Genomic DNA, 17,075 nt, shown 5'->3' with positions numbered 1-17,075 from the left:
AAAGCGGGAATCCAGTAATTAAAAAACATAAATACTATTAGTTTTTAAAACTAATACATTTGGATTACTTCATTTTTTTTCTGTGGATTCCCGCTTTCGCGGGAATGACATCGGAAACCAAGGAGCAACGTCCACTCACAACGACGAAATGATATCTATAACCTTGCAATGTATACCTTAAAATAATTTATTAGTAAACTTATAAAATTTTTATGCTCTCTATAATAGGATTTATTATAACAATTAGTATCTTGGTATTTATCCATGAATTTGGGCATTATTGTATTGCTAGATATTTTAATGTAAAAGTTGAGGAGTTCTCGATAGGTTTCGGTAAAGCACTAATAGGCATTACCGATAAAAAAGGAGTTAGGTGGAAGATTTGCCTTATACCGCTTGGCGGTTATGTCAAGATTTACGGCTATGATCGCAGCCTTATGGATAAGACTAAAGAAGTTAACGAAAAAGTAGCTTTTGATGCTAAATCTTGTTTAGAACGTTTTTTAATAGTTGCAGCAGGTCCGTTAATTAATTATTTACTTGCCATAATAATATTTGCAGGTTTTTATTGTTACTTTGGAAAAACAGAGATTCCTCCTATAATAGGTGATGTAGTAGCTTCATCACCGGCAGAGAGAGCAAACTTAAGAGCAGGAGATAAAATTGTTAAGGTTAACGATAAATCTGTTAAAGATTTCGGGGACGTGCAGAGAGAGATATTAATTAATGGTTTTAGCTCTTCTACTTTCACTATAGAAAGAAAAAGTGAGGAATTTATCGTTAATATAATGCCTCAAGAAATAATTATATCACCTACCGAAGAAAAGCAAGTTAAGAAAACTCTTCGCATCGGTATTATAGCTAAAAATGAACCTATTCATACTAAAATAGGAATTTTAGGAGGATTCTGGGAAGCTATTAATACTACTATAGATATGTCTGCTTTAACTCTAAACGCAATATCGCAAGTGATTGTAGGAAAACGTTCATTCGATGAGATAGGAGGGCCGATAGCTATTGCTAAAGAGTCAGGCAAATCTATAGCTGGTGGAACCCAAATGTATCTGTTATTTATAGCAATGCTTTCCGTTAATTTAGGGTTACTTAACTTACTACCTATACCGGTGCTTGACGGCGGACATTTAGTATTTATATTATATGAAGCAATTACAGGTAAATTACCGAATCCTAAGACTAAAAATATTTTGTTACAATTAGGAGCAATAATCATAATTTTTCTTATTATAATTGCTGTTTCCAACGATATACAAAATTTGTTTTCCTAAATTATAGATTTGCTTGCTCTCGTTTATATTATCTACTATAGTGGAGTACATTAATTATGTTTGAATGCATTAGTTAGGAGAACTTTGTATTATTCTTAGCTAAAAGCGGAAATCCAGTTCTTTGTCATACCGCGACTTGATCGCGGTATCTAATTTATTATTTTTTACCGTGGTCAAGCCACGGGATGACATTGGGTTTAAACACAGAAATTTAAATTAAATCTTAAAGAAGGTTTTAGGTGACAATCAGATCAATTAGTAAGTTAACAATTTTATTATTAACGATTTTTTATTATCATATTTCATTAGCTAACTCTGTAATTCGTAAAATAACTATCGAAGGTAACCATAGGGTTGAGCGTTCTACTATTGAAAGCTATTTAAAGCTTAAGGTAGGAGAAACCTATAATAATTCTAAAGAAGATGAGGTAATAAAACGTTTATATGCCACCTCACTTTTTAGAAATATAAATATGCATATAACAAATGATGGTAATTTAATAGTTAACGTTACTGAAACGCCTTTTATAAGTAGTGTAGTATTTAGCGGTAATTCTAAAATCAAAACTAATATGCTCGCTAAAGAAATTTACACAATGTCGGGTGAATCTCTTAGCCAAGCTAAAATTGAATTAGATGTAAAGAAAATATTAGAAATTTATAAACGTAGCGGACGTTTTGCTACTATGGTCACACCTAAAATCGAAAATTTAGAAAACAACAGAGTTAAGGTTATTTTTGATATAGCCGAAGGACCAAAAACCGGTATTAAATATATTTATTTTAGCGGTAATGAAAATTATAGTGATTCAGAACTTAAATCTATTGTTTTAACTAAAGAATCTCGTTGGTTTCGTTTTTTAGAAAGTAACGATACTTACGATCCTGATAGAGTGGAGTATGATAAAGAATTACTGAGAGAGTTTTATCAATCTGTAGGTTTTGCAGATTTTAGAGTAATTTCGGCATCGGCAGAACTCAATAATACTAAAGAATATTTCACCCTTACCTATTCCATTGAAGAGGGAGAAAAATATAGCTTCGGTAATATTACAATAGACAATAAATTAACTAATATAGATATAACACAGCTTAATAAAATTGTTAATATTAAGCAAGGCAAGGTTTTCAATATGAAAAAGGTTGATGATATAACTGAAAAAATCGGAGAATATTTTACAGCGAACGGTTACCCTGCGGTAAATGTTTATCCGGATATAATGAAAAATGCTAATCATACTGCAGATATTAAATTTATTATTGAAAAAGCCGATAAGGTTTATATTAAGAAAATTAATATTATTAATAACCTTAAAACTGAAGACCCTGTTATAAGAAGAGAATTTAAAATAGAAGAAGGTGATATAATTAATCGTTCATATATTGAAAAAGGTGAGCGTAATCTTAGAAATTTAGATTATTTTGAGAAAGTAGCAATTAGCTTAGCTCCAACTAAAGCTAAAGATAAATATGATGTTAACGTTGAAGTTGATGAAAAATCTACTTCCTCTATAGGTTTTGATTTAGGATATAATACTGCTGGCGGTTTATTCGGACGTTTCTCTTTCTTAGAGCGTAATTTAGTCGGTACCGGGAAACTGCTTAATACCGGTGTGCAAGTAAGTAAAAACACTACAAGCTATTACGGTGGTATTACCGCACCGCACTTTTTAGATCGTGATTTATCACTTGGCGTAAACGCATTTAGAAACTATACCGGACGCGGTGCTAGTGTATTAAATACAACTGATCAAAGCTATAAGTTACACTCTATAGGAGTCAAAACTTCTCTTGGTTATGAAATTAAAGAGGATTTAGGTCACGAAATAGATTATTTAATCAAACGTGATATTTTAAGTGCTCCAACTCCATCAAGCTCAATATTCTTAAAGGAGCAAATGGGAAGATTTATTACTTCTGCTATAGGACATACTATTACTTATGATCAAACCGATAATAAAATTGTTCCAAAGAACGGTTATTTAGTAAGCGGCACACAAGAATTTGCCGGCGTTGGAGGTGATAATAAATATATAAAGCATGAAGTTGACGGTAAATATTATAAGTCTTTCATACATAACAAGCTTACTTTAAAATTATCTGCTTCCGGAGGCGATATTGCAGGGCTTGGAGGAAAAATTATTAGAATTTCCGATCGATTTAATTTAGGTGATTATAGTTTAAGAGGCTTTGCAAGCGGTGGTGTAGGACCTCGTGAAAAGGTCACTAACGAAGGACTTGGCGGTGAGCGATATTACACATTCTCAACAGAGCTTAATTTCCCAACACCTATACCTGAGGAATTTAATTTAACCGGTGCAGTCTTTATGGATTTAGGAAGCGTTTGGGGAGTAGGCCTAAATAAGAAACAATATCAAACTCCAAACGGTTTTTATAACGATAAATCTCTTAGAGCTTCCGTTGGTTTCGGCTTTATTTGGGTAACACGTTTTGCACCGATCAGAATGGATTGGGGTTTCCCGGTTAAGAAGAAGAAATATGACGATACGCAGCATTTCCATTTAAGATTTTCGACGCATTTATAAAGATATTTCATTGTCACCCCGTAGCTTGACCACGGGGTCCAATTAAGGATGCTAGTCTTTAGCATTTTAAAATTTTTTATTGGATTGCCACGCTCCTTGTCAGTCATCGCTCGTAATGACGAAACATGTCTCGTAGGAATCCGTATCTCAGCATAATATAATCATATTTCAGCCGATGTAGCTCAGCTGGTAGAGCGGCGCATTCGTAATGCGTAGGTCTGGGGTTCAAATCCCCACATTGGCACCATCTTCTAAATAAAACTATAGCCCTATTTGTGATAGGCGTGGTAGAACCTGATATACTAATAATGTATAGAAAAACGCATTCGTGTCATACCGTGGCTTGACCACGATATCCAAAAAAAATAACTTAAAATACTAATCATTTATTATCACCATCAATCCAAGTGGTCAAAAAGTCCAGCATCTAAAGAACCTAAAGCAGTTTTAAAAAATGCTTATAAAATAAGTAATGATACTGAAAGACTTATTGCTGTTGATATAAAAAATGACCAGTTTGTAATATTTGATAATACAGGTGGTAATGTAGCTCATGCAAGGACATATCAAGAAATAGAGAGAGATGCTGTTTTAAAAAATAACCTAATCACAACAAAAATATGCAAATAAGGTAATAATAATGAAACCTCGAAGCGGTATAAATTATTGGAATAACAAAATGAAATAAACAATGACAGATAAATTATGGTATGAAAAAATAAATGAAGAAGATGCATATATCAGAAAAACACTTCAAGAATATATAGATTTATATTTCTTTGATTCTGTAGAATTTAAAGCAGTAGAAGATATAACCTTAGAAAATTTAGGTGACTTTTTAGAAGTAATGTTAAAACATTATCAACAATATCATTTTCATTTAGGCGAATTATATGATACTGGAGAAATATTATAAGAATATTTCGATTATGTTTTTATGGATGATGAAAAATATATAAATTATCCTAAATATTCTAAAGAGGATAGACGTAATTTAGGTTGGTTATTAATAGTAAATTATATACAAATGTGTAATCCAAGACTATTTCCAGAAGATGTCCCGCATTTAATAGAATTTTTACACGCTAAAGATGGAGAAGTGACAAAGGCTCAAGAAAAGCTAAATACCTACCTTGCCCAATTTGATTTAATGAAAAGACAAGATGAAGATTACAGATACTGGGAAGCAATCACGAAAGAACGTCAGCAAGCTATAACAGAAAATAAATCTTTACCAATAAGATCTATGAGTATTGAACTATCAAAATGCTTGAAAGATTGAAGTGGACAACTTTTTTAAGACCATCATAGAGCTAGCAAAAGCATCGCGGGAGTACAGCTGGCAAAGATGATAGCGATAGAAAAAGTAACGGAACTCGCAGTAAATGCTGTAAATAACAACGCACTATCTGGTTTAGGCCAGAAGATAGCGAATAAAATAGCAGGGAGCGTTACTCCGGCTTTAATTTCTAATAACGGGATATTGCTAAGTGCTTACAGTCGTTTAGAGCAGGACGGTAACAAGAGAACATGACGCCATTCGTGATTCCCTGAGCCATAAATATAGGCCAGATTGTAGCAACTGCGGTAATACACTTTATTAACTGCAAGGTCACCTGAGTATTTTAAACTGGATCTCGCTACAAATGAGCTAGGATGACAGGGTGGAATTAATCCATGCAACAACACCAATGCTACACGGAAATGACAATAAGGTCTTTTTAAGAATGGTGTAAAACAAAACTACCTTTTTTAGGTAATTCCATTATATTTTGTAAAGAATTATAAGTTTTTGCTAAAAAATAATATATATTTAGCTTTATATAAAAAGTGAAAGCCAATTGTCACCTTTTATATTCAACTTCTTAAGCCGAATAGCAGATTATGTAATAATTCGCTATTCGTATTAATTAACTATTATCTTTTTTCTTGGAGGAATATAGATTGTTTCATCTTCAGCATGCGAAATCTTTTCTAAAAGTCCGATAAAACGGTCGTTATTAGGTACTAGCTTTACTATCGCCCACCCCTCTTCTATTGATTTCTTTATGCGTTCTATATCAGATTTATGCTCTGAAAAAGATATAACTTTTTGTGCTGGGTTTTGCATATTGATAAATCAATTATAGTTAATGAATATTATAGTAAATATTTTTAATAAATCAATCACATATTTATTATTTGCTAAATATAAATAAAATGATTACCATATATTATGTCTTGTCTACTTATATCCTAATAAATAGTTTAATTAAAAATTAAAAGTTGTACAATAATTTTTTATTTTAAACATATATGTCACTTATTAACTTTATTTAATTTAAACTGTATAATTTAATTATGTCAAATGATAATTTACAACCGCCTGCTCTTTCTAAAAAGCAATTATTTGCTTTTTTTGGTATGGTTGTCGGCATGTTTATGTCGGTACTTGATATTCAAATTGTCGCTAGCTCATTATCCGTAATAGCTGCCGGTCTTGCCGCTTCAAGCGATGAACTTTCTTGGGTTCAAACATCGTACTTAATAGCTGAAGTTATCATTATTCCTATTACCGGCTTTTTAGCAAGGTTACTTACTACTAGAATTTCTTATTTTATTGCAGCTTTAGGGTTTACGGTTATGAGCGTATTATGTTCGCTTGCAACTAATATTGAATCCATGATTATCTTTAGAGCATTACAAGGCTTTTTTGGCGGTGCTATGATACCGACGGTCTTTAGTACCGTTTTTATACTTTTTCCTGCATCGCAACGTCCTATCGTTACTATCTTAATTGGACTTGTCGTAACTGTTGCCCCTACTTTAGGACCTACACTCGGTGGATATATTACGGAGATTTTATCATGGCATTTTATGTTTTTATTAAACGTCATACCCGGTATTTTCGTATGCACGGTAGTTTTTTTATATGGGGATTTTGATAAACCAAATTATAAATTACTGAAAAATTTTGATTTTCTCGGTATATTATTAATGGCTTTAACGCTCGGCTTATTACAGTATGTGTTAGAAGAAGGAAACAAAAAAGGTTGGCTTGAGGATAATTTAATATTATTCTTAAGTATTGCAGTAGTTTTAGGTTTTATTTTATTAATCATTAGAGAACTAACCTTTATTAATCCAATTTTAGACTTAAAAACATTTCTTTATAAAGACTTTACTTTTGGTTGCCTTTATTCGTTCGTTATGGGTATCGGATTATACGGGGCAGTATATATATTACCGCTATTTCTCTTTACTATTGCCGGATATGATACATTACAAATCGGGGCTACTATGATGGTGACGGGCGGAGCACAATTTTTATCTGCACCACTCGCCGGTAGAATGTTAGGGCTAGGGGTAGATTTACGCCTGATGCTTATTATAGGGCTTGGAGGGTTTGCTCTTGGATGTCATTTGAATAGTTTTCTAACGCCTGATTCTAAATTTGCTGCATTTGTGCTTCCTCAATTTGTTAGAGGACTTTCATTAATGTTTTGTTTTATACCAACTAATAATATAGCTCTTGGCAATATGCCGAAAGAAAGAGTAGGTAACGCTAGCGGGCTTTATAATCTTACTCGTAATTTAGGAGGAGCGGTAGGGCTTGCAATAATCAGTACTATACTTACTAATGATACTAAAACCTTTATGCAATATTTATCGGAAAATATCTCGTCTACTTCTATAATGGCATTAGAACAACTAGATTCTTATACTGAATTATTAAGCGGAAAAGTTTTGAATCCCGAAAAAGCATCATATTTGTTATTAGCAAACAAATTAAATCATGATGCTTTTGTAATTGCAATAAATAATATATTTAATATGATAGGGCTGTTATTTGTATTTATAATGCTACTAATACCTTTTACTTCAAATATCAAATTAACCGAAAATGTTAATGCTCACTAAAATTAAATTTATATTATATTTTCCTTGGTTATTATTAGAAATATGGAAATCGGCTTTCGCAGTTATTAAAATAATTTGGCAAAGAAAGATAGGAATAGAGCCGGTTTTTGAATGGGTTGACGCAGAAGGGCTAGAAGAAATAGGCGAAATAATTTATGGTAATTCGATTACTCTAACTCCAGGTACAGTAACACTTGATATAAATAATAATATGTTATTAGTGCATGCACTCAATAAATCATCGATTACCGACCTACAAAGAGGTATAATGATTAAAAAAATTAAGCAGATATTAAAAACAACTTGAAGCAGAAAATGATATCAGATATAAACGCTCTAAAGTATAAAAAAGTTTTACTTAAAGTGTCAGGGGAAGCTTTAATGGGAGATAAGCAATTTGGGCATGAATATGACGTAATAAAAAAGATTGCCAGCGATATTAAAGAAGTTATCGATTTAGGAGTAGAAGTCGCTATTGTAGTCGGCGGTGGAAATATTTACCGCGGGATTAATGCAGCACTTGTCGGTATGGACCGAGCTTCAGCGGATTATATAGGTATGCTTGCAACGGTGATTAATGCTTTAACTTTACAAAACGTTATGGAAAGCCTCAATATCTATACAAGAGTTCTATCGGCTATTCCTATGATGAGCGTGTGCGAACCTTATATTCGCTGCAAAGCTAAAAGACATATGGAAAAAAAGCGCGTAGTAATTTTTGCCGGCGGTACTGGTAACCCGTTTTGTACAACCGATAGTGCCGCAGTACTTCGCGCAATCGAAATGAATTGCGATATTTTATTAAAAGCAACTCAGGTTGACGGTGTATATGATTCCGACCCTAAAAAAAATCCGGATGCTAAAAAATATTTCACTATTAGCTATAAAGATGTTATAATTAATAACCTGCAAGTCATGGATACGGCAGCTATTGCAGTTGCAAGAGAAAATAAATTACCTATAAGGGTATTTTCGATAAAAGAACAGGGAAATTTTGCTAGAGTAATACAAGATAAAGGGGAATATACGACAATTGAGAAATAATATATTGTAGTGTGAATTGTTGTATGATTTTTATGTCATTCCCGCATAGGTGTTGTTGCGTAGAGACTAAATCGTCATTGCGAGCAGCCGTAGGCTGCGTGGCAATCTAGAAAAAATAATAAAAAATTCTGTAGATCAGAATTTTTTACTAGATTACTTAGTCAAAACTTATAGTTTTTCCTTGCAATGACGGAAAAACCAATCTACGCGGGAATGACATCAGGGGCATTTCCTAATACACATAACAATGTCTCAATTCGCGTATTAATAATAATATATGGATAAATAAAGATGGATAAAGAGCATTTAAAGAAAAACTTACAAGAAAAGATGGAGAAAGCTCTAAAAGTTTTAGATCATGAGCTTAAAGGGCTACGTACCGGTAGAGCTTCAGTGAATTTACTTGATAGCGTAACCGTGGAAGCTTACGGGAGTAAAATGCCACTTTCACAAGTTGCTTCTCTATCCACCCCTGATGCACGAACAATTAACGTGCAGGTTTGGGATAAATCTATGGTATCATCGGTAGAGAAAGGAATTACGATAGCAAATCTTGGCTTAACTCCTGCAACGGACGGTCAATTAATCAGACTGCCGATACCGGCTTTAACTGAAGAAAGACGTAAAGAACTGGTAAAGCTTGCTCATAAATACGGTGAAGATACTAAAATTTCATTACGTAATATTAGAAGAGACGGCAATGAAGCACTTAAAAAGCGAGAAAAGGATAACGTTATCGCAAAAGATGAGCATCATAGCTTATCTGAACAAGTACAAAAGCTAACCGATGATTATAGTAGTAAAGTTGACTCGGTAATAAAACAAAAAGAACAAGAAATAATGACTGTTTGATTTTCTATGTCATTCCTGCTTTAGATTTGTTGCGTGGACCGGTAAAATCCACTGTGTCACCCCGTGGTTTGACCACAGGGTCCATAAAAACAATAAAAAATACTAATAATTTTATTTTTAACTGGATTCCGCAATCAAGTCGCGGGATGACAGCGGTGGAATTAATCCACGCAACAATACCTTGCGAGGAGCAAAGCGACGTGGCAATCCAGAAAAATCGATCCATGCAACAATGCCAAGCGAGAATGACATAAATTGAATCTATACTGACAAAATAAAATGACAAAATTAGTTAGAGATTTAATTCCAGAAATTATATTAAAATCAGGCAGGATACCAGTTACTCATATTACTGAATCATATGAGTATAAAGAATTATTAAAAAATAAACTACTAGAAGAAGTAGAGGAAATTTTACAAGATGAGTATATGGAAAAGTTGCCGATATATTAGAATTAGCTTTTTTGCCTTAATAAAATAAAGGAGTCATGCAATAAAATCGGCTATAGAACCTTGTATCACAGGCTGTATCCAGGATCTAGCTCACAAGTCGCAGGATGACAGAAATACCGTTACACACAGGCAAGCCTTCACGGGAATAACATCAGACTATACCACTCAAAATAATAAAACTATGATAACAAAAGAAGAAGCACAGAAAATAGCAAAATTAGCTAGATTAAAATTTGAAGAAGATACTGTAGAAAAATTTTCTACTCAGCTTAGTACTATTATGGATATGATCGATATTTTAAATGAAATAGATTGCAAAGATATAGAACCTTTAACTTCGGTTTCTAATATGAATGCTAGAATGCGAGAGGACACCGTTACAAGTTCTGATTTATCAAGTGAGTTATTTGATAATGTAAGTGGAAATAGTGCTCAGCTGGCTAAAGAAGTAAAATATTTTATCACTCCAAAAGTTGTTGAATAATTATGACGGAACTAAACAAACTAACAGTAGCAAACAGTATAAAAGGTCTAAAAAATAAAGATTTTACAAGTACGGAATTAATAGGTGCACATATTAAACAAATAGAGAAGCATAGAAACCTAAATGCTTATGTTACCGAAACTTTTGACTTAGCTTTAAAACAGGCTGAAGCAGCCGATCAAAATTATGCTCAAAATAACGCAAGAACCCTTGAGGGTATCCCGTTTGCCGCTAAAGATCTTTTCTGCACGAAAGGAATTAGAACTACGGCATGTTCTAATATACTGAAAAATTTTATACCTAATTATGAATCAAGTGTTACACAAAATATTTTTGATAAGGGCGGTGTGATGCTCGGCAAAACCAATATGGATGAATTTGCTATGGGTTCAGCAAATATCACTAGTTGTTTTGGAAATGTAATTAGCCCTTGGAAAGCAAATGATGATAATGCTGATTTAGTGCCAGGCGGTTCTTCAGGCGGTTCAGCTGCGGCAGTTAGCGGATTTATGGCATCTGCTGCTCTTGGTAGCGATACGGGCGGCTCGGTACGTCAACCTGCAAGCTTTACGGGTTTAGTCGGTTTTAAACCGACATATGGTCGTTGCTCAAGATACGGAATGATATCGTTTGCTAGCTCCCTTGATCAAGCAGGAATATTTACTAGAAGCGTTTTAGACAGTAGCATTATGCTTGAAGCGATGATGGGGTTTGACGAAAAAGATTCTACTTCGATTAAAGCAGAAGTTCCAGAGCTACAATCCGCTATCGGAAGTTCTATGAAAAATATGAGGATAGGCGTACCTCTTAACCTTGGTGAGGACAGTATTATTGAACCTGATATCATGAAAATGTGGCAGGATACCATAGAACTACTTAAAAACGCCGGTGCTGAAATAGTTGATATTACTTTGCCGCATGCTAAATACGGTGTTGCTGTTTATTACGTAATAGCACCGGCTGAAGCTTCTTCAAATTTATCTAGATATGACGGCGTTAGATACGGTCTTCGAGTAGAACGTGAAAATATGACGCTTGACGAAATGTATGAAATGACTAGATCAACCGGATTTGGGGAGGAAGTAAAACGTCGTATTATGATTGGAACATATGTGCTATCATCTAGTGGTATGGATGCATATTATCTAAAAGCTCAAAAAGTACGTCGTTTAGTTGCAAACGATTTTAATAATGCTTTTGCAAAAGTTGATGCCATTTTATTACCAGCTGCCCCGACTGCAGCTTTTAAGATTGGTGAAAAACAAAATGATCTGACTATTATGTATTTAAACGATTTATTTACTATTCCTGCAAGTTTAGCCGGTTTACCTTGTGCATCGGTTCCTGCTGGATTATCGGCACGCGGTTTACCTCTTGGGATACAGATTATAGGTAAACAATTAGACGAATATAATGTTTTGAAAGTAGCATCGACCATTGAGTCAGGTGTAAAACATATTAAATTTGAGCCAAAGGGTTTTTAATTATGTCATATATTGAAGGTAATACGGGGAAATGGGAATATGTAATAGGGCTTGAAATCCATGCTCAAATTTCCTCAAAATCTAAGCTTTTTTCAGGAAGTAGTACTATTTTTGCAGCAAATCCAAATTCGCAGGTTGCCTATGTTGATGCAGCAATGCCCGGGATGTTACCGGTATTAAATAAGCATTGTGTACACCAAGCAATTAAAACAGGGCTTGGGCTTAAAGCTAAAATAAATAAATATTCGGTATTTGATCGTAAAAATTATTTTTATGCCGATCTGCCGCAAGGTTACCAAATTTCGCAATTTTACTATCCTATAGTACAAAACGGCACTATGGAAATACCTACTAGTACCGGCGATCTTAAAACTATTCGTATTAACCGTTTGCATTTAGAGCAAGATGCGGGTAAATCTATGCATGATCAATCACCACATTACAGCTTTATCGATTTGAATCGTGCCGGTATTGGACTTATGGAAATTGTGACCGAACCTGATATATCATCACCGGAAGAAGCAGCTGAATTTGTAAAAAAGCTAAGAAATTTGTTACGTTATATTGGCAGCTGTGACGGTGATATGGAAAAAGGCTCGATGCGTTGCGATGCTAATATTTCAGTAAGACGTAGCGGCGAACCACTCGGCACAAGATGCGAAATTAAAAATATCAATTCAATTCGTAACATCATTAAAGCAATAGAATTTGAAGCTAAAAGACAAGTAGACTTGCTTGAAAGCGGTGAAGAAATAATTCAAGAAACACGCCTATTTAATGCCGATAGCGGCGAAACAAGAACTATGCGTTTAAAAGAAGAAGCACTTGATTATAGATATTTTCCTGATCCCGATTTATTACCGCTTGTTATTTCTGATGAGTTAATAAATGAGCTAAAAGCAAATTTACCTGAGCTACCTGATCAAAAGATTGAAAAATATATGAAGGAATTTAGCTTAAGTAAATATGATGCCGAAGTAATAGTAGCCGATGAATCGGTTGCTGGGTATTTTGAGAAAGCAGCAAATGAATGTAACCCTAAAATGCTTACTAATTGGCTAACTAGTGAATTATTTGGCCAATTAAATAAAGCATCGATAGGAATAAATGAATGCAAAATTACCCCTAGTAACTTTGCAAAACTGGTAAAATTAATAGAAAATGATACTATTTCCGGTAAAATTGCAAAAACCGTTTTTGAAATTATGTTTGAAACCGGTAAAGCACCTGATAAAATAGTAGAAGAAAAAGGACTTGTACAAGTTTCGGATAATAACGTGCTAAACACTGTAATTGACGAGGTAATATCTGAAAATCCTGAATCAGTAGAGGGTTATAGAAGTGGTAAGGATAAATTATTCGGTTTCTTTGTAGGGCAGGTAATGAAAAAAACCGGCGGTAAGGCTAATCCGACGCTTGTGAATCAGCTTTTAAAGGAGAAATTGAGTTCTTGATGCTATTCCTTTGAAGGTATTGCCCGTGTGGATAGATTTTCCTGTCATTGCAAGCAGCCATAGACTTTGTTGCATGGCTCGGTTTCATCGTCATTGCGAGCAGCCGTAGGCTACGTGACAATCTCGCCAAATATCCTGAAATTGCTTCATCAATTACCCAGTAATTTTCCTCTCAATGACGATTTGATATCCGTACAACAAGGGCAATGCCTCGTAGGATGACACAGAACATACTCAAACTTAAAACATTATTTTTATGAAATTTCTGAAAATATTTTTACTATCTTGCTTTCTAGTTTCTTGTGAACAAAAAGAAACGGAAAAAACTTTAATAGTCGGTACTGCCGCAGATAATCCTCCTTATGAATTTATCCAAGACGGAGAGATTGTTGGGATTGATATTGATATTATCAAAGCAATAAGCGAACGTCTAAATAAAAAAGTTATCATAAAAAACTTCGACTTTAACGGTTTACTTGCAGCTTTGGTTAGTGAAAATATTGATGTTGCGGTGGCGGAGCTTTCCGTAACACCAGAGCGTGCTGAATATATCAGCTTTTCCGATAATTATGCTACTGCAAGATTTGCCATAATATATAGAACAGGTGATAATATACAAAATAGCAAAGATCTAGAAAATAAAATAGTAGGGGTACAGCTCGGTAGTGTTTTAGAAAAAAAAGCACATGATCTATCACAGACGATAAATATCAAAGTTCATTCTTTAGCAAATCATTTAATGTTGGTTGAAGAATTAAAAGCCAGAGTCATAGATGCTATTATTTCTGAGGAATTTCAAGGCAAAAAATTAAAAGAAAATAATTCAAATTTAGAAAGCAGTACTTTAGAAGAATTTTCATCCGATTTTGCTATAGGCATGTCTAAAAACTCAAGACTAATTAATGAAATTAATGAGGCAATCGATTCATTAAAAAAAGACGGAACCATTAACAAAATTATGAAAAAATGGCTGGGACAGTAACAGAAAGTCAATTTAAAGATGCTATGAGCCGATTCCCTCAGGGAGTGACTGTTATAACAACAAATTGCAATAACGAACTTTTTGGCTTTACTGCTAGTTCTCTTACTTCCGTATCTTTAAAACCGCCGTTAATATTATTTTGCCTTAATAAAAACTCTTTTAGTATAAACAGTTTTCAAAAAAGTGATAAGTTTGCAATTAGTATTTTAGCAGAGAATCAAATTGATATCTCAAAACATTTTGCTAAATCACAATCTAATAAATTTACAAAAATTGATTATGAGCTTGGCAACAAAACTGATTGCCCTTTAATAAACGGTGCAACTTATCATATAGAGTGTAATAAATATGCTTCTTACGATGCCGGTGATCATGTCATATTTATCGGTGAAGTAATAAATACCGCTATTAAAAATGATTTAAAGCCTCTATTATATTTTCATAAATCGTATACAAAGATTTAATTTTGGTTATTTTTTGCTGCAAATTATAAGATTTTTGGAAATATAAGTAACTATTCCAGCAAAAATCTTATTAATTTTCGCTAAAAAAGACCTCAAAATAGCCAATCAATTAGAAATATTCACAGAACCTAGTTTAATTTGAAAAATTGGCGTCGTCTAATAAGATCTGCGGTTCGAACTATAAAGTATAAACTGCGATCTAAGGACTTTAGACGCCTTGCTCTTGTCCAAATTAAACTTCGTCTACTTACTGTTCATTTATTAGGAGTATACATTGCCAATATGTTAAATATCGGTCTTAGTGGTTCTACCGGTAAAATGGGAGAAACCATTCTAGAGAGAATAGATAAATTTAAAGATTGCAAAATTGCAGCAAAATTTAATAGTACTAATAATTTAGATGATTTAGATAATTTTTGTAAAAATTCTGATGTGATCATCGATTTTTCTACCCCTGAAATATTAGAAAAATTAATTAATTATGCATTAAAACATAATACAAAATTAGTAATCGGAACCACAGGTCTCCAACCTCAACATTTTAAGCTTTTAGAAAAAGCAGCTCAAACTTTACCTGTTTTATATTCTGCAAATATGAGTATAGGAGCTAATTTGCTTAGCTATCTAGCTAAAGAAGTAACAAAAATACTAGATGATTACGATGTTGAAATTCTAGAAACACATCACCGTAATAAAAAAGATTCACCCTCAGGAACTGCTGTTATGCTTGCTGAAACAATTGCAAGCAAAAAAGGATTAAATATAACATTTAATCGTGGTAATAGACTAAGAAGCGAAAAAGAAATAGGTATTTCCTCGCTTCGTGGTGGAAATGTTCACGGTATACATGAAATATCTTTCCTAGGTGACGATGAAATAATCACCTTAAAACACGAAGCTCTGAATAAAAATTCTTTTTCTATTGGTGCAATTAAAGCCGCTATTTGGCTACAAGATAAACCTTCTGCTTTATATTCAATGCAAGATATTTATAAAATATAATTAATATAGCTTGAAAAAATACCTTTAAGAGGCTATATTTTATTATGTAAATAACATAATCCTAAGGTTACTTATGATCGATTATACAAAAACTTTAACTGCCGCCTCAAAAAATAAAACTTTTGATGAAGGCTTAAGAAAATACATGCTTAAAGTATATAATTATATGGCTTTAGCACTTTTACTAACCGGTGTAGCAGCCGTAACGACTATATCAGTTGAGCCTATTTATAATTTAATGTTTCAAACAGGTTTCGGTACTATTATAATGTTTGCTCCGCTCGGTATTGCTTTATATTTCTTTATGGGCTTCGGACGGATGAACCTGCAAACGGCACAAATATTATTTTGGGTTTATGCCGGTTTAACCGGTATGTCGCTTGCATATTTAGCTCTTATTTATACCGGTGCATCAATAGCTCGTACTTTCTTTATTTGCTCTTCCGTTTTTGGAGCAATGAGTTTATACGGTTATAGTACAAGTAGAGATTTAACATCTATGGGTTCATTTTTTGCAATGGGTCTTATAGGTCTTATCATTGCTTCATTAGTCAACTTGTTTCTAAAAAGCTCGGCTCTTTCTTTTGCTACTTCTCTTATTGGAATAGTAATATTTATGGGATTAATTGCTTGGGATACTCAAAAGATTAAGTCTATGTATTACATGGCAGGAAACGATGAAGTAGGACAAAAGCTTTCTATTATGGCAGCCTTTACTTTATATTTAGATTTTATAAATCTTTTCCTATATTTAATGAGATTTTTAGGCAATAGAAGAGATTAATTGGTATCATTCTTGCAAAGTCATGATTTTATTTCATTGCTTCGGTTTTTTCATTGTTATATCACGATCAAATCTATAGTACTGAATAGTTTTTAAAAAGACCTCGATGTCATATCCCCGCAAAAGCGGGGGCCTTGTTGCACGGCTTGGAAAACTTATTCAATATCATTCCCACGTGGCATTGTTGCATGGATACTGAATCATCATTGCAAACGGTCGCAACGCACTCGGCAATCCAGAAAAAATAATAAAAAAATTCTGTGAACCAGAATGTTTACTGGATTGCTTCGTCAATTGCTGCGTGGTTTCCTCACAATGATGAGGATTTTGACCCACGCAA

16 protein-coding genes, 1 tRNA gene and 1 pseudogene are annotated in these 17,075 nt (G+C 33.5%); 17 read left to right on the top strand and 1 reads right to left on the bottom strand.

Annotation, left to right across the window (positions count from 1 at the left end):
- The first annotated feature begins 212 nt into the window (after positions 1-212).
- The 5 genes and pseudogenes from rseP (at position 213) to RAT170B_RS00445 (ending at position 5,366) form a co-directional block, all read left to right on the top strand.
- On the top strand, positions 213-1,286 hold the full coding sequence (gene rseP / locus RAT170B_RS00465; RefSeq protein ID WP_045805323.1) for an RIP metalloprotease RseP: 1,074 nt from the start codon (positions 213-215) through the stop codon (positions 1,284-1,286).
- Between the two features lie 239 nt (positions 1,287-1,525).
- On the top strand, positions 1,526-3,832 hold the full coding sequence (gene bamA / locus RAT170B_RS00460) for an outer membrane protein assembly factor BamA (RefSeq protein WP_045805322.1): 2,307 nt from the start codon (positions 1,526-1,528) through the stop codon (positions 3,830-3,832).
- Between the two features lie 171 nt (positions 3,833-4,003).
- Positions 4,004-4,079, top strand: a tRNA-Thr gene (locus RAT170B_RS00455).
- Between the two features lie 444 nt (positions 4,080-4,523).
- A pseudogene (locus RAT170B_RS11960) lies at positions 4,524-5,114 on the top strand (hypothetical protein).
- A gap of 66 nt (positions 5,115-5,180) precedes the next feature.
- Complete coding sequence (locus RAT170B_RS00445; protein WP_014013909.1) at positions 5,181-5,366, top strand: hypothetical protein; 186 nt, start codon at positions 5,181-5,183, stop codon at positions 5,364-5,366.
- A gap of 372 nt (positions 5,367-5,738) precedes the next feature.
- Here RAT170B_RS00445 and RAT170B_RS00440 read toward each other — a convergent pair whose 3' ends face one another.
- On the bottom strand, positions 5,739-5,942 hold the full coding sequence (locus RAT170B_RS00440) for a DUF2674 domain-containing protein (protein ID WP_004996604.1): 204 nt from the start codon (positions 5,940-5,942) through the stop codon (positions 5,739-5,741).
- 230 nt (positions 5,943-6,172) lie between these two features.
- On the opposite strand from RAT170B_RS00440, the gene RAT170B_RS00435 reads away from it, so the two are divergent.
- The 12 genes from RAT170B_RS00435 to RAT170B_RS00380 all read left to right on the top strand — a co-directional run bounded on the left by RAT170B_RS00435 (position 6,173) and on the right by RAT170B_RS00380 (position 16,735).
- Complete coding sequence (locus RAT170B_RS00435) at positions 6,173-7,732, top strand: DHA2 family efflux MFS transporter permease subunit (protein ID WP_014013908.1); 1,560 nt, start codon at positions 6,173-6,175, stop codon at positions 7,730-7,732.
- Complete coding sequence (locus RAT170B_RS00430) at positions 7,716-8,039, top strand: monovalent cation/H+ antiporter subunit E (RefSeq protein ID WP_004996606.1); 324 nt, start codon at positions 7,716-7,718, stop codon at positions 8,037-8,039. The genes RAT170B_RS00435 and RAT170B_RS00430 overlap by 17 nt, the downstream gene beginning before the upstream one ends.
- Positions 8,040-8,047: 8 nt before the next feature.
- Positions 8,048-8,776, top strand: coding sequence for a UMP kinase (gene pyrH, locus RAT170B_RS00425; protein WP_045805498.1), 729 nt, complete (start codon positions 8,048-8,050; stop codon positions 8,774-8,776).
- Between the two features lie 291 nt (positions 8,777-9,067).
- A complete protein-coding gene (gene frr / locus RAT170B_RS00420; protein ID WP_045805321.1) occupies positions 9,068-9,628 on the top strand; it encodes a ribosome recycling factor in 561 nt (186 codons plus the stop codon).
- A 279-nt stretch (positions 9,629-9,907) separates the two neighbouring features.
- On the top strand, positions 9,908-10,081 hold the full coding sequence (locus RAT170B_RS10150; RefSeq protein WP_186786256.1) for a hypothetical protein: 174 nt from the start codon (positions 9,908-9,910) through the stop codon (positions 10,079-10,081).
- A gap of 181 nt (positions 10,082-10,262) precedes the next feature.
- The gene (gatC, locus tag RAT170B_RS00410; RefSeq protein WP_045805319.1) at positions 10,263-10,565 is read left to right on the top strand and encodes an Asp-tRNA(Asn)/Glu-tRNA(Gln) amidotransferase subunit GatC; all 303 of its coding nucleotides are present in this window, start codon (positions 10,263-10,265) and stop codon (positions 10,563-10,565) included.
- A gap of 2 nt (positions 10,566-10,567) precedes the next feature.
- Positions 10,568-12,049, top strand: a complete 1,482-nt coding sequence (gene gatA / locus RAT170B_RS00405) for an Asp-tRNA(Asn)/Glu-tRNA(Gln) amidotransferase subunit GatA (RefSeq protein ID WP_045805318.1) — start codon at positions 10,568-10,570, stop codon at positions 12,047-12,049.
- 2 nt (positions 12,050-12,051) lie between these two features.
- The gene (gene gatB / locus RAT170B_RS00400; RefSeq protein WP_045805317.1) at positions 12,052-13,503 is read left to right on the top strand and encodes an Asp-tRNA(Asn)/Glu-tRNA(Gln) amidotransferase subunit GatB; all 1,452 of its coding nucleotides are present in this window, start codon (positions 12,052-12,054) and stop codon (positions 13,501-13,503) included.
- Positions 13,504-13,759: 256 nt separating this feature from the next.
- The gene (locus RAT170B_RS00395) at positions 13,760-14,485 is read left to right on the top strand and encodes an ABC transporter substrate-binding protein (RefSeq protein WP_045805316.1); all 726 of its coding nucleotides are present in this window, start codon (positions 13,760-13,762) and stop codon (positions 14,483-14,485) included.
- On the top strand, positions 14,470-14,949 hold the full coding sequence (locus tag RAT170B_RS00390; protein WP_014013901.1) for a flavin reductase family protein: 480 nt from the start codon (positions 14,470-14,472) through the stop codon (positions 14,947-14,949). The genes RAT170B_RS00395 and RAT170B_RS00390 overlap by 16 nt, the downstream gene beginning before the upstream one ends.
- Before the next feature lie 282 nt (positions 14,950-15,231).
- On the top strand, positions 15,232-15,951 hold the full coding sequence (dapB, locus tag RAT170B_RS00385) for a 4-hydroxy-tetrahydrodipicolinate reductase (RefSeq protein WP_012150406.1): 720 nt from the start codon (positions 15,232-15,234) through the stop codon (positions 15,949-15,951).
- A gap of 73 nt (positions 15,952-16,024) precedes the next feature.
- Entirely contained in the window at positions 16,025-16,735 is a 711-nt protein-coding gene (locus tag RAT170B_RS00380) for a Bax inhibitor-1/YccA family protein (protein ID WP_014013899.1), read from the top strand.
- The last annotated feature ends 340 nt before the right edge of the window (positions 16,736-17,075 follow it).

This window comes from Rickettsia argasii T170-B, from assembly GCF_000965185.1.
Lineage (GTDB): Bacteria > Pseudomonadota > Alphaproteobacteria > Rickettsiales > Rickettsiaceae > Rickettsia > Rickettsia rickettsii.
Note: the sequence above shows the minus strand (reverse complement) of the source record. Positions and strands in the feature narration are given on the sequence as shown.